Below are 20,845 nucleotides of genomic sequence, written 5' to 3'. Positions count from 1 at the left end.
GGGCGCAGTAGCCGGTGCGGACGGCGCGTCCGGCGCCGGAGCCGCGGAACCTGCTCCCGCGCCCGCGGCATTGCCGCCGGCCTGATCGCCTTGCCGGCGCTGCCCCTGTCCTTGCCCGGGCTCGCGCACGCCGCGTCGGCCGGGCGCGGTGGCCGGCGGCTGGGCAGCGTCCTCGGGGGTGGTGACGCGGACCTTGGCCTTGTCGGTCAGGCGTGCGAAGCCGGTGGTGACGAGCTTCGCCGGTGGCTCGACGCCCGAGGTGATCACGGCCGTCGTCTCATTCTGCTGGCCGACCGTGACATTGACGAGGCGGACCGTCTCGTCGTCGTTGACCACGAAGACGTAAGCTCCGTTCGGCCCGCGCTGGACTGCGGCGGTCGGCGCGACGACGACGTTCTTCAGCATGTCGACGAAGACCCGGACATTGACGAACTGGCCGGGCCAGAGCTGGAGCCGGTCGTTGGGGAAGCGTGCCTTGACCTTGATGGTGCCCGTGGTCTGGTCGACGACGTTGTCGATGACCTCGACGACGCCCCTGTCGATGATCGTCGTGCCGTCGGAGTCGAGCGCATCGACCTCGACCGGCCCGCGCGCGACGGCCGCGCTGACGGCGCGAAGCTGCTGCTGCGGCAGGTTGAAGATCATGGCGATCGGCTTGAGCTGGGTGATGACGACGAGGCCGTTCGTGTCCGAAGCGCGCACGATATTGCCCTGGTCGACCTGCCGGATGCCGAGGCGGCCGTCGATCGGCGCGCGGATCGTGGTGTAGTCGAGAATGGCCTTGGCGTTGTCGATCGCGCCCTGGTCGGAGCGAACCTGCGCCTCGAGCTGTGCCACCGTGGCGCGCTGGGTGTCGGCCTGCTGGCGCGAGCCGTAGTCGGTCTGGGCGAGCTTGGCGTAGCGTTCGAGGTCGGCGCGGGCATTGGCGAGCTGCGCCTCGTCCTGCGCCTTCTTGGCCATGGCCTGGTCGTATTGCGCTTGATAGGTCGCGGGGTCGATCTTCGCCAGCACGTCGCCTTTCTTGACGTCCTGGCCGTCCTTGAAGGCGATTTCGAGCAGCCGGCCGTCGACCTGCGTGCGCGCGGTCACGGTGTTCAGGGCCTGGATCGTGCCGACCGCATCGGCAGTGACCGGAACGTCGTCACGACGGGCAGGGGTCGCGATGACGGGGATGGCCCCTTCGTTGCCGCCCAGACGAGCGCCACGCCGCCCGCCGCGCTGGCCCTGGGCCGCCTCGCTGTCGCCGCTGGAAGGCAGCCAGCCGCCATTGTAGCTGTGCCACCCCCAGGCGGCCGCGGCGAGCAGCAGGATGAGCAGAAGCCGTTTCATGGCGCGGTCTCGGTGGCGGCGATGGCGGCCTTGCGGTCGGCGTCGGTCCAGCCGCCGCCCAGCGCCTTGAACAGGTCGACATAGGAGATCAGCTTCTGGAGCTTGATCTGCGAGAGCTGGTCCTGCGCCTGGAACAGGGTCTGCTGGGTGTTGAGCAGCGTCACGATGTCGATGGTGCCCTCGCGCAGCCTCTGCTCCGTGATGGTGTAGGCGCGCCGGGCGGAGGCGACCGTGTCCGCCTGCAGGCGTTCGTGGCGGGTGTTCTCCTGGATGGCGATCAGGGCATTTTCGACATCGGCGAAGGCGCTGACGATGGTCTTGCGATAGGTCGCGATCAGCTCGTCGGCCGTGCCCCGCTCCAGTTCCACCCTGGCTTTGAGATTGCCGCCATCGAGAATCGGCTGCACCAGCCCCGCCGCGGCCGAGGCGAAGGCCGCGTCGGGGCGCAGCAGGTTCTTCAGCAATGCGCTTTCGAGGCCGCCCTGACCGGTCAGGCTGATGCTCGGGAACAGCGCCGCGCGGGCGGCGTGGAGCGTCGCTTCCTGCGAGGTCAGGCGCGCCTCGGCCTCGGCGATGTCCGGCCGGCGCTGCAGCAGCTGCGAGGGCAGGCCGGCGCGCACGGAGGGCACCGCCACCGCGTTCAGGCTGCCGCCCTTGATCGCGACGGCGGCCGGCGTCTCGCCGACCAGCACGGCAAGCGTGACCTTGGCTTGGCGCAGGGAGAGTTCCAGCGGGGGCACCGAGGCCTTCTGCTGCGCGACGACGCTCTCCTGCTGGGCGATGTCGAGCTGGGTGGCGGTGCCCACAGCGAGCCGGGCGCGGATGACGGCGAGCGTCCGCTCAGCGGCCGCGATGTTCTCGCGGGCGATGGTCAGCCGGTCCTGCGCCGCCAGAACCTGGAAATAGGTGCTCGCTACGCTGGCGACGGCGGTGAGCGCCACCACGTCGCGGTCGAAGCGCGTCGCCTCGGCAGCGAAGCGGCCCGCATCGGCGGTCGCGCGGTTCTTGCCCCAGAAGTCGAGTTCATAGCTCGCCGAGAGGCCGAGGCTGAACTGATTGCCGACGCTCTCGCTGAACGGTCCGCGCTTGGAGCTCAGCGTACCCGGCCGCAGGCTGCGCGAGCCGTCGACCGAGCCGCTCAGCGTGGGGTAGAGCGCTGCGGCCGAAATGCGTGACTGCGCATCGGCCTGCCTGATTCGCGTCATGGCGATGGCGATGTCGAAATTCTCCCCGAGCGTTCGATCGACCAGCCTGTTCAGCTCGCTCGACCGGAACAGGCGCGGCCAGTCCGGCGAAACGGCCGGCGCGGCACGGCGCTCTCCCGCGGCGTAACCGGGCGTGACGGCGACGCCCAGTTCCGGGCGCTGATCTGCCGGCAGGCAGGCTCCCAGGCCGATGGCGGCGGCAGCGGCGCAGGCGAGGCGGGAGAGGGAACGTCCGACCGCGTGTCCCGCAAGATCACGCCTGTAGCCCGGCACCATTCCGCTCTTCTCCAGCCTCGATCAAAAAGAACGCGGAACACGACGCAACAGACGCTGCTTCTAGTTTGAACGGCCGACAAGAGAAAGTGAATTTCTCTTCATGTTCGCGCCTGCGACTGCGCGCGGCCGACTAGAGGTGGGGGATTCGACCGGAACAGTGTCCGCGATCCGGAAATTGGCCGGAATGCCTGAGAGCTCTCAATAGATCCGCCGGGGATCAAGAGCGTCGCGCAAGCCGTCCCCGAGCAGATTGACGGCGAGGACCGTTGCCGAGAGAAACGCCGCCGGGATCAGGACGATATAGAACTTGAGCTGCCAGAGTGTGCGCCCCTCGGCCATGATGTTACCCCAGGAGGGCGTGATCGGCGGTGTGCCGGCGCCGATGAAGGAGAGCACAGCCTCCGTGACCATGGCGGCCGCGCAGATATAGGTCGCCTGGACGATCAGCGGCGACAGGGAGTTCGGCAGGATGTGGCGGACGATGATTCTCGGCGTGCTCGCCCCGGCGGCGATCGCGGCCTCGACATAGGGCTGTTCGCGCAAGGAGAGCACCGTCGAGCGGACGAGCCGGGTCACGCGCGGGATCTCGACGATGGTCAGGGCGACGATCACGTTGATGACCGAGCCTTTCGTCAAAGCCATCAGCGCGATCGCCAGGAGCATGGAGGGGATCGACATCAGGCCGTCCATGACCCGCATGACGACGACGTCGACCCGCTTGATGAAGCCCGCGATCAAACCCAGAAAGAGCCCTCCGATCGAGGAGAGCACCGCGACGGAGAACCCGACCAGCAGCGAGATGCGGGCGCCATACAGAACGCGCGAATAGAGATCGCGCCCGAGCATGTCGGTGCCGAAGAGGAACTGGGCCGAGGGCTCGCGCAGCCGGCGCGCCAGCGAGGTCGCGGTCGGGTCGATCGTGCCGAGCAGGGGAGCGAATATCGCCATCGCGACCATGGCTACGAGCACGGTCGCGCCGAACGGGATCGTCGGATGCCGCTGCATCTGCTTGAGGGCCGCCGAAAGCCGCGATCCCTCCGCGCGCATGGATGCGGCCCCGGCGTGAAATGTGGACGAGCTCAATAGCGGATCCTCGGATCGACGAGCGTGTAGATGAGGTCCACGGCCAGGTTGACGAGCACGTAGACGAAGGAGAACACCAGCACGAGCCCCTGGATGACCGGGTAGTCGCGGCGGAGGATGGCATCGACGGTCAATCGCCCCATTCCGGGGATGGTGAAAACGGTTTCGGTAACCACCGTGCCGCCGATCAGGGCGGCGAAGCCGATGCCGATGACGGTGATGACCGGGACCGCGCCATTCTTGAGCGCGTGGAGGAAGAGGACCTTGCGAGGTCCCAGCCCCTTGGCGCGGGCCGTCCGGACATAGTCCTGCTGCAACACTTCGAGCATGGATGCCCGCGTGATCCGGGCGATCAGGACGATATAGACGAAGCCGAGGGTGATCGCGGGCAGGATCAATCGCTGCAGCCAGGGCCCGACGCCCTCGGAAAGCGGCGTGTAGCCCTGCGGTGGCAGCCATTGCAGCTTCAGGGCGAAGACCCAGGCGAGGATGTATCCGACCACGAAGAGCGGCACCGAAAAGCCGACGACGGAGACGCTCATGATCGCGCGGTCGATCCAGCTTCCGCTCTTCCAGGCCGCAACGACACCGAGCGGGACGGCGATCGCGATCGACAGGATGAGTGTCAGCAGCATCACCGACAGCGTCGGGCCGACCCGCTCCGCCATCAGCGACGTCACCGGCTGGCCGGTGAAGACCGAGTTGCCGAGATCGAAATGGGCGAGGCGCCAGAGCCAGCTGCCGAACTGGACCAGGAAAGACTGATCCAGCCCCAGGCTCTGCCGGATGCGGTCGATGTCGGCGGCCGAGGCTTGGTCGCCGGCGATCATCGTGGCGGGGTCGCCGGGCGCCAGGAACAGCAACGAGAACACCGTCAGGGCGACGACCAGCATGACCGGAATCGTCGCCAGGATGCGCTTCACGATATAGGCGAGCATTGGATCACCTGCTGCACGCCGGGGAGAGTGACCGCGTCAGCCACGACGGATGTTCCAGAACACGGTGGCGGTGCGCACGCGATCGACGAGGTCTTTCTTCAGCGCGGTCTGCCGATAGATGGCGCCGAGCGGGATCGCCGGCAGCTCGTCCATGCCCACGACCTGCATCTCCTGGGCGATGCGCTTGCGCTCGTCGGGCGAGGGCGAATTCAGCCAGGCGTCGCGGAGCTCCTCCAGCTTGGGGATCGTCGGCCAGCCGAACCAGGCGCTGCGGCCATTGCCGCGCAGCATGATGTTCGTCCCGGGATCGACGAACCAGCTGCCCGGGAAGAGCCAGCAGCTCATCGACCAGCCGCCCTTGTCGACCGGCTCCTCCGAGCGACGGCGCTGTGCGACCGAGGCGTTGTCAAGCAGCGCGATATCGAGGTTCAGGCCGAGCTTGCCCAACATGTCCGCCGCAACCTGGGCCAGAGGCGTGGTCGAGGCCGGGCTGTCGGCGGCGCCGAGCAGCCTAACACGCTCATTGGCGTAGCCGGCCTCCTTCAGCTGCTGTCTGGCCTTCTCGATGCTGCGCGGCCCTTTTAGAGGGTCGAGCCCGGCTTCGCTGGCCAGTGCGGTTCCGGGCGGGAAAAAGCCGGTGCTGGTCGCAAAGTTCTGCGGGTTGGTGCCGGCCACCGCCATGCAGAATTCCGCCTGATCGATGGCCGGAAGCAGCGCCTGACGGATCTTCTTGTTGTCGAACGGAGCGTTGAGGGCGTTGAGCCGCATCATCGCCATCGAGGGGATGTCCTCGAGCCGTGGCAGGTCGATATCCTTGAAGCCTGCAAGCAGCTCGACCGTCTCGGAGGTCGGGCCGCCGATCCAGTCGACATCGCCGGTCTGGAGGGCTGCGGCGGCCGTTGCGGCATCGGGGATGCGGCGCCATTCCACCCTGTCGAAATGGACCGTCTTTGGCCCCGCGGTGAGGCCGCTCGCGGTATTCGGCGTCGGCTTGTAGCCCTGGAACTTCTCGAAGACGGCGAGATTGCCGAGCTGGAACTCGTCGGCCTTGAACCTGAACGGCCCCGATCCCGTGCGGTCGGTGATCTGCGTCTTCACATCCGTCTGCGCGACGCGCTCGGGCATGATCAAGGGCACCGGTGCGCTGAGCTGCCCTAGGATCGCCGGGAGGATCGGGAAGGGGCGCTTCAGCCGGAAGCGCAAGGTGCGGTCGTCGATCGCGACGAGCTCGTCGGTCAGCGCAAACAGCGTCGCGCCCATCGGGGCGGCCTGCGACCAGCGTTTCAGGCTCGCGACGCAATCGCGGGCCCGGATCGGCTCGCCGTCATGGAAGGTGATGTCGCTGCGCAGGGTGATCGTGCAGCTGCGGCCGTCATCGCCCCACAGGAAGCCTTCGGCGAGCTGCGGCTGCGGCTGGAAATTCGCGTCCAGCCCGAACAGGGTGTCGTAGATCATGTAGCCGTAGTCGCGGGTGATATCGACGGTCGACCACATCGGATCGAATATGGTCAGGTCCGTGTAGGGCACGAAGCGCAGCACCTTCTGCCGGGATGACTGCGAAAGCGCAGGCGCGCTGATCCCCGCCAGAGCCGCGGCGGCGCCGGCCTTCATGAAACTGCGTCGGTCCATGATGGTCCCCTTTTCGCGTCGCGCCGCGTCGAACGCGGCTGTCATTGGATCAAAATCGGAACATCAGGGCGCTTTGGCGGCCCTGCCTTCGATCAGCTCGATGGCGCGCGAGAGCCCATGGGCGATGCGGTTCGCGCGTTGCCGCAATTGCACCCGCGCCATCCGCGCGGTGTCGGGCTCCAGGCGAGCGAGCGTCAGGGCCGGCGCCAGTCCCGGCAGGATGCGGCTGGCCCGGCCGAGATCGAACTCGAAGGYGCTGCGCGCATGATAAAGCACCGGGTTGAGATGGCGCCCGAGCCGCAGCAGCAGCGGATCATCGGCGCCGGTCGGGTGCCAGCCGCGCAGCGCTTCCGTCAGCCGCTCGGCGAGGCCGGTCAGGCGCGTGATGTCCTCGCAATTCGGCGCGGCCTCATGATAGGCGCGCAGGCCCGCGAGCACGTCCTCGGCCATGGCCGCGGGCCTGAAGGGGAGCGCGGGCGCGTCCACCAGCCCTGCGACGAGATTGCGATAGATCAGCGTGTCGACCGCCAGGATCTCGGCATCCATATGCTCGATCGTGTCCTGATCGGTATGCCACCACCAGGCCAGCCCGCTGCCGTGCAGGTGCTCGGGGCTGGCGGCGGGCAGGAAGGCGCTGACCTGGGCGGTCGCCAGGCCGATGCCGCTGAAGCTCTGGTCGGAATTGCGGGCCGAACGACGCGGGTCGATATAGGGGTCGAGGCGCTTGACCGAACGGTCGACGAATTCCTCTTCCTCCGGCGTCTGCTGGCCGATCGTCGCATCGAGCACCTGCCGGACATAGGCGGCGAGCTCGGCCGTGGTGTTCCGCAGCGCCTTGGTCGTGCCGCCGCGGCTGCCGACGATGTCGACGTTCAGATAGGCGATGGCGTCGTTGTAGAGGGAGTCGCGGAACGCATCCGCATACCAGGACGAGCCTGCATAGCCGCCCTGCTCATGCCCGGTCCAGAACGCGAGTTTCACGCCGTAGCGGGGTTTCGGCTGCTGCTTCAGGAGACGCGCGAGCTCGATCAGCAGGGCGACGCCGGCCGTGTTGTCGGTCGCGCCATCGCCCCAGGTGCAGTAATGCGCGCCGAGCAGGATGTAGCCGGGCTCGCGGCCTTCGATCTCCGCCACCGGCTGCTTCACCGGGCGCCATTCCGTGCGGATCTCGCTGTCCATCGTGACGGGCGTGCCTGCCGCGACAGCACGCTCAATAATCTCCGCCGCGTCGCGGGATACCTGAATCGCAGGAACGGTGGGCAGCAGCGCAAGATCGGCCGGACCTGTCGGGGCTCCCCAGAGCGGCGAGGCCTGGACGTAGTGACGCTGCGGACCGTGCGATAGCGCTATGACGCCGAGCGCGCCGGCTCGCTGCGCGCTCATGCAGGCGTCGTAGCGCGGCAAACCGTCGATCAGCAGGAAGGCACCTTGCAGTTCGCCGGGCTCGAGCGAGCGGGTGACACGGCCGGTGAGGCCTCCGGGTTGCGTCGAGGCCGTGAAGGCCGCGCCATTGGCGGGAAGCGTCTGGCCGCCGACGGTCAGCGATGCCTTCTCCGGCCAACTGATGAAAGCATCGAATTCCAGGACGTCCTGCGTGATGTCGGACGACGCCAGTTGCGCGCTGATATAGCGGCAGGCCGCATCGGCGCGCTCGGAACCGGGTAGTTTCCGGCCCAGCGCGGCCAGATTGACGACGATCCGCTGCAATCGCTCGGATGAAATTCCAGCAGTCGCCGGGTCGGTCAGTATCGTGCTCGTCATGTGGCCCTCGGCCGGTATCGTGATCGATCCGCGAGGTCACGGCCTTGCCGCGACCTCGGCTTCGGCGGCCGTCAGGGGGTGACGGAGACGTTCCAGTAGCGCGGCTTCTGACCGGGCCAGGGCTGGAAGCCGGAGACGTTCTTGCGGACGGCGATCGTCGTGGCGCGCGTGCCCCAGACGATCAGCGGCGCCTCGCTCATCTGCAGGCGATGCACCTCGTCATAAAGCGCCTGCTTGTCCTGCTGGTCGTCGGCGAGGACGAGCTTCTTCAGCAGCTCCTTCGAGGCCGGGCTGTCCCAGACCTTGTCGGGCTGGCGCGCCTTGTCGCCGGTGAAGCGCTCGACGATGAAAAGCGGGTCGAGATAGGGCGTGAGGTTCCAGACCATCATCTGGTAGCGCCCGCTGTAGAAGCGCTCGAACTGGGTGGCGAACTCCATGATCTCGACATCGACGTTGAGGCCGACGGCCTGCAGCATCGACTGGAGATAGATCGCCGTATCGCTCATGATCGGCGAGGCCTTGCTCGTGATCAGGACGATGCGATCGCCCTTGTAGCCGGAGGCCTTGATCAGGGCGCGCGCCTTGTCGGGATCGTATTCGGCGCCGTCGCGCTCGACCTGGCCATAGAAGCGGCTGGTCAGCGGGATCAGCGAGGGGGAAGCAATGCTTTCATCGTCCAGAACGGCCTTTGCCAGGCTTTTCCGGTCGATGGCGTGGCTGATCGCCTGGCGGATCCGAGGATCGGCAAGCACCGGATCGCGCGACTGGAGCGGGATCGTATAGATGCCGGCGACCGGCGTGGTCGTCACGGTGACGTTCTTGTCGTTGGCGAAATCCTTGATCGAGGCCGCGTCGACATCGGTCCAGAGGTCGAGCTGGCCCTGCAGGATGCCGAGCTTGGCGACCTGCGCGTCGGGAACCAGATTGATCCTGACCTTTTCGACCTTGGCTTCCTTGGCGCCGGCGAGCCCGTCCGACGGCTCGCTGCGGGATTTGTAATCGGCGAAACGGCTGAGCTCGACATATTGGCCCTTGCGCCATTCCGTCATCTTGAACGGACCGGTGCCGATCGCCGTCGTCCAGTTGCCGTTCGCGTCGACCGCGTCCGGATGGGCGATGCCGGCGGAGTCGCAGTCGGCGCGCGCCATCGCGCTCAGGAAGGATCCGCTTCGTTCGGCGAGCTGGAACGCGACGCGGTGATCATCGAGCGCCTTCACCGACTCGATCTTGGTCGCGTTGGTGCCGTTGAAGGCGCCACGGCAGGGCCACGCGGATTTGGGGTCGAGAAAGCGTTCCCAGGTCCAGACCACTTCCTTGGCCGTCAGCGGGGCGCCGTTATGGAATTTCACGCCCTCGCGGAGAGTGAAGGTGTAGGTCTTGCCGTCGTCCGAGGTCTCGATCTTCTCAGCCAGCATCGGAGCGACGCTGCCGTCGGCCCGCCAGGCGACCAGCCCCTCATAGATGTTCTGAAGGACGCTGCCGGTCGCGGTGTCCGGGCTGCGTCCCGGCATGACGCCGCGAATGTCGGAGGTGAGCATCGTCCGCAGCGTCTGGGCATGCGCCCCGCTTCCGGCTGCCGCGAAGGCGCTCAATCCGAGGGTCAGAACCGCAATAGCTCGCATCTCAGTCTCCGACGTTCTCGATCTGGTTTGCCGCGCGTCCGGCGTGGATTTGCTCCGCCAGCTGACCGCAGAGGCCGGGTCGGGCACCCTGCTTTTCGGCCAGTCTGGCTAGGCGTTCGATCAGGGGCAGGCGTGCAAGCCGGCCGACCCCGATATCGGCGCGCGGATGGAAGGTGAGGCAGGCATAGCCATCGACCGCGAGAAGCGCCGCAAGCTCCTCGCGCATAAGGTCTTCCGCCCGGTCCTGCGTGACGCGCCGGCGGAAATGCGTCGCGTCGGTCAGGCCTTCCGAGACCGGAAGCTCGACCATGCCATGCCCGCCATATTGGGTGAGCGCATAGGGGCTATCGTCGTCGAGGAAGCTCGAATCGTAATGATATCCAAGGGCTTGCAGGATCGGGATCGTGTTCTGCGAGAGCGTGCCGGTCGGGGCCCGGAAGCCGCGCGGAGCGACGCCGCTCAGGCGCCTGAGCGTTTCATGCGCCTCGCCGATGATCGACATCTCCTCGTCGCGCCCGAGTTTGGCGTGATCCTCGAAGGCCCGGCCATGGCTGGCGATCTCATGACCCTCGCGGAGGCAGCGCTCGACCAGCCGAGGCAGTCTTTCGGCCTCCATGGCCGGCCAGAAGAGGGTGGCGGGCAGACCGTATTCGCTGAGCGCGTCGAGCACCCGCGCAAGGCCGATCCGATAGGTGTAGCGACCATGCGCATCGCGGCCGAACAGCTCGGCCTCGGGCGCGCCGGCCGCCTCCGGCCCGATGCCGTGAACATTCACGGTGATCAGGAGGGCGCCGCTCATGAGCGCGCATCCCGCCAGCGCGCGGCATCGCCCAGGCAATATTCCGCCAGTTCGCGGCAGGTCATGAAACGCACGCCGGGCGTCGCCTTGGCATAGGCGAGGAAGCGGTCGACGGCAGCTGCCCGTGCCGGGGTTCCGGAACCACCGCCTGCGCGCGGATGGACCGTCAGGTGGACGTAACCGTCGCGGCCGAGCGCGGCGTCGAGTTCCTGGACGAAATTGCGCTCGACTTCCGCCGCCGAGCCGCCGCCGGTGAAGTACATCGGGAAATCGTCGAGCGAGACGGTGTTGTTCGGCAGGATCATGAAGCCATCCTCCAGCAGATAGGGGATGTCCTCGTCCTTCTCGCTCGCATCGTAGATGTAGCCGAGGCGGCGCAGCGTTGGCAGCGTCAGGCGGCTCTTGCGTCCCRAGGGCGAGCACCAACCCACCGGGGCCTGACCGAGGGCCGCGAGGATGTCGTGGGTCTTTTCGAGAAGCTCGGGCTCGCGCTCGCCGAGGTCGAAGCCCTCATGCTGGTAGCCATGCGCCGCGATCTCGTGACCGGCCCGGTGGATCTCGTGAAACGGTTCCGGCCAATGCTCGGCGTCATAGCCGCAGCAGAAGAAGGTCGCCTTGATCGCATGGCGGTCGAGCATGTCGAGATAGCGGCGGATACCGCGCCGCAGCGCGTAGCGACCGCGGCTGTTGACGCCCAAATCGTTCTGCCCGCGACCGGCTTCGACCGCCGGGCCGTCGACATGGATCGTGACGCAGACGATCGCGCGGGCCCGGTCAGGCCATTCGATCCCGCGGACGGGTTCTGTTGCGTGTGAAGCCATCGGCTTTCGTTCCCCTCCGATCCCTTTGACTGCGGCCATGTTCGGGCTGCCGCCAAAGGTCGAGTTCGCGAGACCTTGCGTCGGTGAGGCGCTGATGTCAAATTATTGAACCGATGGTTCATTGAGTGAACCAATCGAACTGTGCTATGGCCGGATTCGTTGAATCCGCCGGCCCGGAGGCCGGGCAGGCCGAGCAAGAGGAGAGCCGATGACGAGCGCGGCACCGCCCAGGGAGATCGAGCAGTACCGGGTCGATGCCGTCGACGCGGCGCTCGGACTGCTGATGCTGATCGCGGAAACGCCGGATCTCGGATTGTCGGAGATCACGCGCAGATCCGGCCATAGCAAGGCTCGCGTGTATCGACTCCTGTGCAGCCTCGAGGCCAATGGCTTCGTCAGCTGTTCGACCGAAAAGCGCAGCTACCGATTGGGCCTCGCGGCCGTGGCCGTCGGYAATGCGGCGGAGCGGCAGATCGACATCGCCAGAGTGGCGGCCCCGATCGTCGCCAGGCTCGGCAGCGATACCGGCGAGACGGTTCAGCTTCGCGTCCGGGACGGCCGGAACAGTCTCTGCGTCGCCGGTTGGGAGCCCGACAGGGCGGTCAAGGTTCTGGCGAATATTGGCGGCAGCCGGCCGATGCATGCCGGTTCAGGCGTCGTTCTCCTGGCGTTTCAGGACGAAGCGTTTCGCGAATCGGTGCTCGGCGAGCCGCTGAAGGCGTTCACCGAGCGGACCTGCGTGGATCCCGAACGTCTCAGGCAGATTCTCGCGACGGTCCGCGAGCAGGGCTATTATGTCAGCCATGGCGAGGTCAGCCCGGACCTGATTTCGATCTCGGCCCCCGTGATGGGGCGCGATGGAAAAATCATCGCCACCATCCATATCGGGGCGCCGACCGGACGCGTCAGCGACAGCCTGCTGCCGAACCACATCGAAACCGTGCGCAGCGCCGCGCGCGAGCTTTCCGCCATGCTCGGCGGGGCACGGACTGCAGTTTGATGCGGCTGAAACCAGCGATTTCCACGATCGAACCCGCTTACAAAGACAAGGATGCCATAGACATGGCCCTGGCAACACAATCCGATGGCGCCGTCGAAAGCGCGGTTCCGGGCGCGGTCTCCGCGCAACGCATGATGGCCGGGCTGAAGACGCTCGCCCAATGGTCGAAGGTCGCGACGACCCCGGGCGAAGCCTCGAGCTTCGCTTGGCTCAAGCAGCAGCTCGACGAGATCGGGTTGAAGACCCGCCTGATCTCTCACGACGCCTATATCAGCGTTCCCGGCCCGGCCCGGCTCGTTATCGGCGAGCGAACGGTTCCTGCGATCACGCATGCGATGTCGCTGTCCTCGCCGCAAGGCGGCCTGACGGGCCTCCTCGTTGATCTCGGCGACGGTTCGCGCAAAGCCTTCGCGGGGAGGGAAGTCGCTGGGCGGATCGTTCTGGTCGACGGCATCGCCAGCCCGGCCGTCGCTGCGCTGGCTTCAGCGGCCGGCGCGATCGGGGTGGTCCAAATCAGCCCGCATCATCTCCTGCACGAGATGTGCATCTCGCCGATCTGGGGGAGCCCGTCCACACAGACGCGCGCGGCCCTGCCGCAGGTGGTCGCCGTCACTGTCAGCAACGACGATGGCCGCGCCTTGCGCGAGGGGCTGAGCGCAGGYGCGAGCGAGGTGACGCTCTACGCCGAGGTCGATACCGGCTGGCGCAAGACGCCCCTTCTCGTCGGCGACACGCCGTCTTCCGGGAAACCCGGAGAGCCCTTCATTCTGCTCTCCTGCCATGTCGACACCTGGTTCCAGGGCGTCATGGACAACGGCTCCGCCAATATCGCGATGGTGGAAGTCGTGCGCCTGTGCATGGAGGCGCGGCGGGACTGGAAGCGCGGCCTGCGCATCTGCTTCTGGTCGGGCCATTCGCAGGGGCGCTATTCGGGCTCGGCCTGGTATGCCGACAACCACTGGACGGAGCTCGACGCCCGTTGCGCTGCCCATGTCAATCTCGACAGCCCCGGCGGCATCGGCGCGCAGGACCTGACCCGGACCGGGTCGGCCGGCGGTCTCTACGACATCGCGGCGGCGGCGATCGCGGCCGAAACCGGCCAGCGACTGGCCGGACGCCGCAAGGCCCGTTCCGCCGACGATTCCTTTCCCGGGGTCGGGATCCCCTCCGTCTTCGGCAGCCTCAGTCTGCAGGAGCCGGGCGAGGTCAAGATGCGGAACGATCTCGGCTGGTGGTGGCACACCGAGCACGATCTCATCGACAAGATCGACCCGGATTTCCTCGTTCGCGACACCCGGGTCGTGCTCCGGGTGGTCCTGAACCTGCTTACCCAGTCCCGGCTGCCGCTGGATTACTCCGCCCAGATCTCCAGGCTCGCGCAGGAACTGGAGGATCTCTCGGGCCGCTTGGGCGGCCGCTTCGATCTTGGCGAGACCTTGGAGGCGGCGGGATCGCTCGCCGATGCTCTCGTGCGATTGAGGCGGGGAGGGCTGGACCCGGCGACGCATGATCAGGTCCTGATGCGCCTGAGCCGCGTTCTGGTGCCGCTGGATTACACGGCCGGCGATCGCTTCGTTCACGATCCCGCGCTCGCGCTTTCGTCCTGGCCGGTTCTGGATGCGATCAGGCGCCTGGCTTCGGCCCCCGAGGGCGACGAGGGCCGTTTCGCGGCTGTCGATGCCGTGCGGGCGCGCAACAGGCTGAGCCATGCTTTGCGGGAAGCCTTGTCCATAGCGCGCGGGTCGGCGTGACCGGGCGAGAGCGGGTTCTTGCCGCCGATGATGTCGCGTTGCTCCTCGTCGGCATCTTGTCGGCGTCGGCGCCCGCGAAAGGGCCTTTACAAGGATAGGTCGAGCACCTTGCCCTCAAACAGGCGGTCATAGGACCCCTGGATGTGCCGGCGCATCGCGTCGCGCGCTTCGTCCTCCTTGCGGTCGCGTATGGCGGCGAAGATCGCGTCGTGCTCGTCGAGCACGCCGATCAGCCCGCCTGACGGCCCCAGCAGCGACAGGCCGTGCAGCTTCATGCCGACATTGATGTGGTCCTTCAGCGCCTGCATCGAGGACAGGAAGAAATAGTTGTTCGCCGCCTCGGCGATGGCGATGTGGAAGGCGTAGTCGGCATCCTCACGATGGCCGTGGGCGCGCGTCGTGTCGCGCATCAGCTCGAGCGCGTTGCCGATGGCCGCCAGCGCTGCCTCGTTGTGCCGCTTGGCGGCGTAGAAGGCGTTGGCGGGCTCGACCTCGAGCCGGAACTCGTAGCAGCGCTGCACGTCGGCGATGGTGCCGACGGGCGCGAAGGCCAGCGCCTTTCCGGGCTCAGGCTCGCCGCCGCGGACGAAGGTGCCGGCTCCCTGCCGCGAGAACACCAGCCCGTCGTCGCGCAGGCGCCGCAGTGCCTCGCGGATGACGGGGCGGGAGACGCCGTAGAGCGCGGCGAGATCATGTTCGCCTGGCAAGCGGGTGTTCGCCGCGTACTCACCCGAGGCGATGCGCGCGCGCAACTGATGATGCACGCGCTGCACCAGCGGGGAGGGCGGGGCGCTTGCGTGATCCTGCGATCTTGCGAACTGGTCCATGCCGCGATGTTTACAAGCAATTACAACTTGGTCAAGGGTTATTGCGGGCGGCGATATTTTCTAGGTTTTTGGCGATCTGTGCGCTGATAATTACAACATGTTGACATGTTGTCCGGGTTGCGCTTCGATGGAGCCAAGGTCCGAAGAGGCCAGCGACAGGAAACGCTCTGGTGCCGTTCGTCTCGGCGGCTTCGCATCCGACGTGCTCCTGCCTCGCTCCCCGGATCCCGAGCAGCAGGTGGATGATGGCCGAAAYCAGAACGAATCGTTTCAAGCGCGATCTGGGCAAGCGACAGCAGCTCGGCATCTTCTCGACCTTCGCGAGCCCGGCGCTCACCGAGATGTTCGCCCAGCTCGGCTTCGACTGGCTGCTGCTGGACACCGAGCACAGCCCCAACGAGCCCTCCGAGATCGTGGCACAGCTTCRGGTCATGGCGGCGCTGGCGGCCGAGCCGATCGTGCGGCCGGCCTGGAACGACATGGTCATGGTCAAGCGCTGGCTCGATTTCGGCGCGCAGACCCTGCTCTTCCCTTACGTGCAGAATGCCGAGGAGGCGGCCCGCGCCGTCAGCTATACGCGCTATCCGCCGCATGGCGTGCGCGGCGTCTCGGGTTCGTCGCGGGCGGCGGCCTACGGGCTGATCCCGGATTATTTCGCCAAGGTCCAGAAGGAGATCTGCGTCATCGTGCAGATCGAGACGGCCGAGGCGCTGGCGCAGATCGAGGAGATCGCGCAGGTCGACGGCGTCGATGCGGTCTTCATCGGCCCCGCCGACCTCGCCGCCTCGATGGGCCATCTCGGCAACACGCAGGCGCCCGTGGTGCAGGCCGCGATCGATGACGGCTTCAAGCGCCTGAAGGCGATCGGTAAGCCCGCCGGCTATCTCACCAACAATGAAGGCGAGGCCGTGCGCCGCGTCGCTCAGGGCATCGACTTCGTCGGCGTCGCCAATGACACCACCATTGTCGCGCGCGGCGCCCGCTCGCTGCTTTCCGCGGTCAAGGGCGGCTGAGATGGCGATACGCCGGCAGCCCCTGCGCCTGCTCGCCGACGACCTGACGGGCGCGCTCGACGCGGCCGCCGCCTTCGCGTCGCCGTCCGAGCCGGTTCCGGTTTGCTGGCGCGAGGCGGTGCCGAGGGCGGGCGCCGTCGCGCTCGACAGCCGGACGCGCGAAGCCTTGGCCGAGGAGGCGTGCGCCGCCGTCGCGGCCGTGGCGGGACGGCTGTTCGCCCCCGGTTCCGGCCTGGCCTTCAAGAAGATCGACAGCCTGCTGCGCGGGCCGCAGGGGGCCGAGATCGCGGCAATCCTCGAGGTGCTGAAGCCTTCGCGTTGCGTCGTCGCGCCAGCCTTCCCGGCGCAGGGGCGCATCACGCGCGGGGGCCGTCAATGCGTGCTGATCGAGGGCGCGGCGCGGCCTGTGCCGGCCGATCTCGGCGACGAGCTGCGGCGGGCCGGCCATGAGGTCATGCAGGCCCGGCCGGGCGACGCGGTTCCGGCGGGGTTGAGCCTGTGGGACGCCGAGAGCGATGCCGATCTCGACGCGATCGTCGCGGCGGCTGGTGGGGCCGAGGAGGTTCTCTGGATCGGCAGCGCCGGCCTGGCCGCGGCGCTGGCGCGGGCGATGGGTTTCCAGGGCGAGGGGCGGGCTGCGGCTTTGCCGGCACCGGTCGTCGGCTTCGTCGGCTCAGAGCACGAGACGATGCGCGCCCAGCTCGCGGCGATGGGGGCGCGGCATTTGCGGCTCTCCGCACAAATGTGCGGAGAGCCTGCCGAGATCGGCCGGCGGCTGGCTGCCGACGGTATCGTCCTCGCCAGCGTCGACCTTCCTGCAGGCATCTCCCGGGGCGAGGCTGCGCGGGCGATCGAGGCCCGGTTCGGCGCGCTCTTGGCGGAGCTCGACCGGCCGGGCACGCTTTTCGCCGCCGGCGGCGAGACGCTGCGCGGTCTCTGCGAGGCGCTGGGCGCCGAGCGTCTCGACGCTGTCGGCGAGGTCGCGCCGGGCGTGCCGCGCTCGATCCTGCGTGGCGGGCGCTGGGACGGTGTCACGGTCGTCTCGAAATCCGGGGCCTTCGGCGGTCCCGATCTTCTCAACGATATCTTCGCGGGCAGATCCGCGGCACTGGCCGGAGCGGCAGCATGAAACCCCATCTCGCCATCACCATGGGCGATCCGGCCGGCATCGGCCCCGAGATCATCGTCAAGGCCTGTCTCGAGCTGAAGGAGCGGATCGCCAGGGGCGATCTGCGCCTGCTCGTCATCGGCAGCAATCCGGCGCTTCACGCAGCGCGCGAGATGCTCGGCGCCGAGATCGCGATTCCCGAGGTCAACGAGACTGATTCATGGCCGAACCTCGCCTGCCTCCAGGCGGGGCCGGAGGGCGAGCCGATCAGGCCCGGCGTACTCAGCGCCGATGGCGGGCGCTTCGCTTATCTCGCCGTCGAGACGGGGGTGCGCCTGGCGCAGGCGGGCCGCATCCAGGGCATCGTCACGGCGCCGCTGAACAAGGAGGCGCTGAACAAGGCTGGCTACAAATTCGCGGGCCATACGGACATGCTGGCGAGCCTGACCGCCTCGAAAGGCTCGGTCATGATGCTCGCCCATGGCAATATGCGCGTCAGCCACGTCACCACCCATGTCGCGCTCAAGGATGTGCCGGGCAAGCTCACGCCCGAGCGGCTGCGCTACGTCATCGAGCGCACCGACGAGGCGCTCAAGGCGCTCGACCTCGGACGGCGCAAGATCGCCGTCGCCGCGCTCAACCCCCATGCGGGCGAGGGCGGCCTGTTCGGCAAGGAGGACGACGAGGTCTCGGCCCCGACCATCGCCAGGGCGGCGGCGGACGGTTTCGACGTGGTCGGCCCCGTGCCGGGCGACACCGTCTTCGTGAAGCTGCGCGCCGGGCAGTACGACGCCGTGGTCGCGATGTATCACGATCAGGGGCACATCCCGGTCAAGCTGCTCGGCTTCAACGTCAATCCCGAGACCGGGACATGGGATGCGCTGTCGGGCGTCAACATCACGCTCGGCCTGCCGATCGTGCGCGTCTCGGTCGATCACGGCACGGCCTTCGACATCGCCGGCAAGGGCATCGCCAACCAGCTCAGCCTGATCGAGGCCATCGAATACGCCGAGAAGCTGGCCGCAGCACGCGGCATCGCCGCCCCGACGAACACCGTCGACACCGCAGCGTGAGGGAGGCTCCCATGAACATCCACAGCCCCAGGCCGCTGGCGACCACGAGCCTGGCGACGCCGATCACGATCCAGCGCCCGCACATCATCGAATTCGGCGCCGGGACCGCGCCGCTGGCCGGCCGCTGGGCCGCCGCGCAAGGCTTCACACGCATTCTCGTCGTCGCCGACGCCTTCAACGCGAACCGCGTCGGCGTGCTGGAGCTGCAGGGCGAGGTCACGATCTTCGGCGATGTCCGTCCCGAGCCCGATGTGCCCAACCTCGAAGCCGCTCTGGCGCTGGCCGGTCAGGTGAAGCCCGATCTCGTCATCGGCTTCGGTGGCGGCAGCGCGATGGACCTCGCCAAGCTCATCGCGGTCCTGCCCGGTTCCGGCCAGACGCTTCACGACGTCGTCGGCCCGGAGAAGGTCGCGCGGAAGGGCGCGGCGCTGATGCAGGTGCCGACGACCTCCGGCACCGGCTCGGAAGCCGGGACGCGCGCGCTCGTCACCGATCCGGCGACGCAGAACAAGCTCGCGGTGCAGAGCCTGCATATGCTTGCCGACATCGCCATCATCGACCCGGCGCTGACGCTGACCCTGCCGCCGGCGGTGACCGCGGCGACCGGCGTCGACGCGATGGCCCATTGCGTCGAGGCCTTCACCAGCAAGAAGGCCCACCCGCTGATCGACATGTACGCGCTGGAGGGCGTGCAACTCGTCGGCCGCTTCCTGGCGCGGGCCATCGCGGACGGCTCGGATGTCGAGGCGCGGGCAGGGCTCTCGCTCGCCTCGCTCTATGGCGGCTTCTGCCTCGGTCCGGTCAACACGGCCGCCGGCCACGCGGTCGCCTATCCGCTCGGCACGCGCCACCATATCGCCCATGGCGCGGCCAATGCGCTGATCTTCCCGCACACGCTCGCCTTCAACACCCCGGCCGTGCCGGAGAAGACGGCGGCGATCCTCGCTGCGCTCGGCCTGAAGGGAGGCGCACGCGAGGAGGACGTCTTTGCGGCTGCGCATCGCTACTGCGCCGATCTCGGCTGCGAGATGACGCTCTCCGCGCTGAAGGTGCCGCGCGACGACCTGCCGGCCATGGCGAGCGAGGCCCACGCCATCCGCCGCCTGCTCGACAACAACCCCCGCGACATCAGCTGCGAGGAGATCCTCGCGATCTATCAGGAGGCCTATTGATGGGCGCTCATTCGACCGTCATCGAGCCCGCCGGCCTCGCCGAGCGCAGTGGAGCCTTGCATCCGCGCGAGGGCGATGCCGAGCGCGTCGAGGCCTATCTGCCGAGCCCTTGCGTGCAGAACCATGCCGCCAATCTCGCCGTGCTCGGCAATGGCGATCTCGCCTGCGTCTGGTTCGGCGGCACGCAGGAGGGCATTCCGGACATCTCGGTGTATTTCTCGCGGCTGACGAAGGGGGGCTCGCGCTGGAGCGCGCCGGAGAAGCTCTCCGACGATCCCGGCCGCTCCGAGCAGAACCCTGTCCTGTTCACCACGCCGAAGGGCGAGCTCTGGCTGATCTGGACCGCGCAGATCTCGGGCAATCAGGACACCTCGCTCGTCCGCAAGCGCGTCTCGCGCGATCACGGCGTGACGTGGGGGCCGATCGAGACGCTGTTCGAGGCGCCTGAGGGCCATGGGCTGTTCGTGCGCCAGCCGCCGGTGGTGCTCGACGACGGCGCCTGGGTGATCCCGGTCTTCCACTGCGTCAGCGTGCCCGGCCGGAAATGGGTCGGCGACCGCGACGTCAGCGCCGTGCGGGTCTCGACCGACGAAGGCAAGAGCTGGAGCGAGCATGTCGTGCCGGGCTCGCTCGGCTGCGTGCATATGAACGTGCTGAAGACGAAGGAGGGGCTCGTCGCGCTCTACCGCAGCCGCTGGGCCGACCATGTCTATATCAGCCGTTCGGCCGACGGTCGCGACTGGTCCGCTCCGGAGCCGACCGAACTGCCCAACAACAACTCCTCCGTGCAGGCGACGGTGCTGGCCGATGGGCGCATCGCGCTGGTCTTCAACAAAGCGAGCCGGCTCGACGCTACCGATCGCCGCACCGGCCTCTATGACGATATCGAGGATGAGAGCGAGCCGGTCGTCGCGGCTGCGGAGGCGCCTGCACCCTCTGCCCCCGAGCGCACCGCCTTCTGGGGGGCGCCGCGCGCGCCGATGACGCTCGCGCTCTCCGCCGATGGCGGCCGGACCTGGCCGGTGCAGCGCAATCTGGAAGAAGGCGACGGCTACTGCATGACCAACAACTCGAAGGACGGGCTGAACCGCGAATTCTCCTATCCCTCGATCACGCAGACGTCTGACGGCGAGCTCCAGATCGCCTTCACCTATTGGCGCCGCGCCATCAAGCATGTCCGTGTCACGCCCGCCTGGGCGGAACGCGGCTGAGCGACATCAGAAGAAACACGAACAGGGAGACGCCCATGGCCGCCCTCGCTCAAGTCCACCCCATCTCGGAGGCAAAGGCCCAGATGCCGCGCGACCTCATCCGGATCAGCGGGCTCGAAAAGACCTATGCCGACGGCTCGGTCCACGCGCTGTCGAACATCGATCTCAGCATCAAGGACGGCGAGTTCGTCTGCGTCGTCGGCCCTTCGGGCTGCGGCAAGTCGACC

18 protein-coding genes are annotated in these 20,845 nt (G+C 67.7%); 8 read left to right on the top strand and 10 right to left on the bottom strand.

Translation table 11 applies throughout. The features are described 5' to 3' along the window. The 9 genes from AB4Y99_RS11520 to AB4Y99_RS11480 all read right to left on the bottom strand — a co-directional run. The coding region (locus tag AB4Y99_RS11520; RefSeq protein ID WP_441523400.1) for an efflux RND transporter periplasmic adaptor subunit at positions 1-1,329 on the bottom strand (1,329 nt) is incomplete at its 3' end. Beyond that, the gene (locus tag AB4Y99_RS11515) at positions 1,326-2,810 is read right to left on the bottom strand and encodes an efflux transporter outer membrane subunit (RefSeq protein WP_051988302.1); all 1,485 of its coding nucleotides are present in this window, start codon (positions 2,808-2,810) and stop codon (positions 1,326-1,328) included. The genes AB4Y99_RS11515 and AB4Y99_RS11520, both read right to left, overlap by 4 nt. A 198-nt stretch (positions 2,811-3,008) precedes the next feature. After that, positions 3,009-3,857, bottom strand: coding sequence for an ABC transporter permease (locus tag AB4Y99_RS11510; protein ID WP_441523399.1), 849 nt, complete (start codon positions 3,855-3,857; stop codon positions 3,009-3,011). A gap of 32 nt (positions 3,858-3,889) precedes the next feature. Continuing rightward, positions 3,890-4,831, bottom strand: coding sequence for an ABC transporter permease (locus AB4Y99_RS11505; protein WP_038365705.1), 942 nt, complete (start codon positions 4,829-4,831; stop codon positions 3,890-3,892). A gap of 36 nt (positions 4,832-4,867) precedes the next feature. Beyond that, positions 4,868-6,460 (bottom strand): ABC transporter substrate-binding protein, encoded by a 1,593-nt coding sequence (locus AB4Y99_RS11500; protein WP_441523398.1) that lies wholly within the window; start codon positions 6,458-6,460, stop codon positions 4,868-4,870. 63 nt (positions 6,461-6,523) lie between these two features. Next, the gene (locus AB4Y99_RS11495; RefSeq protein ID WP_441523397.1) at positions 6,524-8,221 is read right to left on the bottom strand and encodes a M20/M25/M40 family metallo-hydrolase; all 1,698 of its coding nucleotides are present in this window, start codon (positions 8,219-8,221) and stop codon (positions 6,524-6,526) included. Positions 8,222-8,292: 71 nt separating this feature from the next. Next, entirely contained in the window at positions 8,293-9,843 is a 1,551-nt protein-coding gene (locus AB4Y99_RS11490; RefSeq protein WP_133564382.1) for an ABC transporter substrate-binding protein, read from the bottom strand. 1 nt (position 9,844) lies between these two features. Then, a complete protein-coding gene (locus AB4Y99_RS11485) occupies positions 9,845-10,642 on the bottom strand; it encodes a polysaccharide deacetylase family protein (RefSeq protein WP_441523396.1) in 798 nt (265 codons plus the stop codon). Next, on the bottom strand, positions 10,639-11,463 hold the full coding sequence (locus AB4Y99_RS11480; RefSeq protein WP_441523395.1) for a polysaccharide deacetylase family protein: 825 nt from the start codon (positions 11,461-11,463) through the stop codon (positions 10,639-10,641). Before AB4Y99_RS11480 ends, AB4Y99_RS11485 begins: the two co-directional genes overlap by 4 nt. Before the next feature lie 208 nt (positions 11,464-11,671). Between AB4Y99_RS11480 and AB4Y99_RS11475 the strand changes: the two genes are divergently transcribed. After that, complete coding sequence (locus tag AB4Y99_RS11475) at positions 11,672-12,463, top strand: IclR family transcriptional regulator (RefSeq protein ID WP_441523394.1); 792 nt, start codon at positions 11,672-11,674, stop codon at positions 12,461-12,463. A 62-nt stretch (positions 12,464-12,525) separates the two neighbouring features. After that, positions 12,526-14,214 (top strand): M28 family metallopeptidase, encoded by a 1,689-nt coding sequence (locus AB4Y99_RS11470; protein ID WP_441523393.1) that lies wholly within the window; start codon positions 12,526-12,528, stop codon positions 14,212-14,214. An 86-nt stretch (positions 14,215-14,300) separates the two neighbouring features. On the opposite strand, the gene AB4Y99_RS11465 is transcribed toward AB4Y99_RS11470, so the two are convergent. Next, the gene (locus tag AB4Y99_RS11465; RefSeq protein WP_112762301.1) at positions 14,301-15,041 is read right to left on the bottom strand and encodes a FadR/GntR family transcriptional regulator; all 741 of its coding nucleotides are present in this window, start codon (positions 15,039-15,041) and stop codon (positions 14,301-14,303) included. 245 nt (positions 15,042-15,286) lie between these two features. Between AB4Y99_RS11465 and AB4Y99_RS11460 the strand changes: the two genes are divergently transcribed. The 6 genes from AB4Y99_RS11460 to AB4Y99_RS11435 form a co-directional block, all read left to right on the top strand. Then, positions 15,287-16,054, top strand: coding sequence for an HpcH/HpaI aldolase family protein (locus AB4Y99_RS11460; RefSeq protein WP_441523392.1), 768 nt, complete (start codon positions 15,287-15,289; stop codon positions 16,052-16,054). 1 nt (position 16,055) lies between these two features. Beyond that, complete coding sequence (locus AB4Y99_RS11455; RefSeq protein ID WP_441523391.1) at positions 16,056-17,183, top strand: four-carbon acid sugar kinase family protein; 1,128 nt, start codon at positions 16,056-16,058, stop codon at positions 17,181-17,183. Further along, positions 17,180-18,235 (top strand): 4-hydroxythreonine-4-phosphate dehydrogenase PdxA, encoded by a 1,056-nt coding sequence (pdxA, locus tag AB4Y99_RS11450; RefSeq protein ID WP_441523390.1) that lies wholly within the window; start codon positions 17,180-17,182, stop codon positions 18,233-18,235. Before AB4Y99_RS11455 ends, pdxA begins: the two co-directional genes overlap by 4 nt. A gap of 11 nt (positions 18,236-18,246) precedes the next feature. Further along, positions 18,247-19,407, top strand: a complete 1,161-nt coding sequence (locus AB4Y99_RS11445; RefSeq protein ID WP_441523389.1) for an iron-containing alcohol dehydrogenase — start codon at positions 18,247-18,249, stop codon at positions 19,405-19,407. Further along, positions 19,407-20,618, top strand: a complete 1,212-nt coding sequence (locus AB4Y99_RS11440) for a sialidase family protein (protein ID WP_441523388.1) — start codon at positions 19,407-19,409, stop codon at positions 20,616-20,618. Before AB4Y99_RS11445 ends, AB4Y99_RS11440 begins: the two co-directional genes overlap by 1 nt. 35 nt (positions 20,619-20,653) lie before the next feature. Continuing rightward, positions 20,654-20,845: ATP-binding cassette domain-containing protein (locus tag AB4Y99_RS11435; RefSeq protein ID WP_441523387.1), on the top strand; the 192-nt coding region annotated here is incomplete at its 3' end.

This window comes from Allobosea sp. TAB14 (assembly GCF_052113865.1).
GTDB lineage: Bacteria > Pseudomonadota > Alphaproteobacteria > Rhizobiales > Beijerinckiaceae > Allobosea > Allobosea spartocytisi.
Note: the sequence above shows the minus strand (reverse complement) of the source record. Positions and strands in the feature narration are given on the sequence as shown.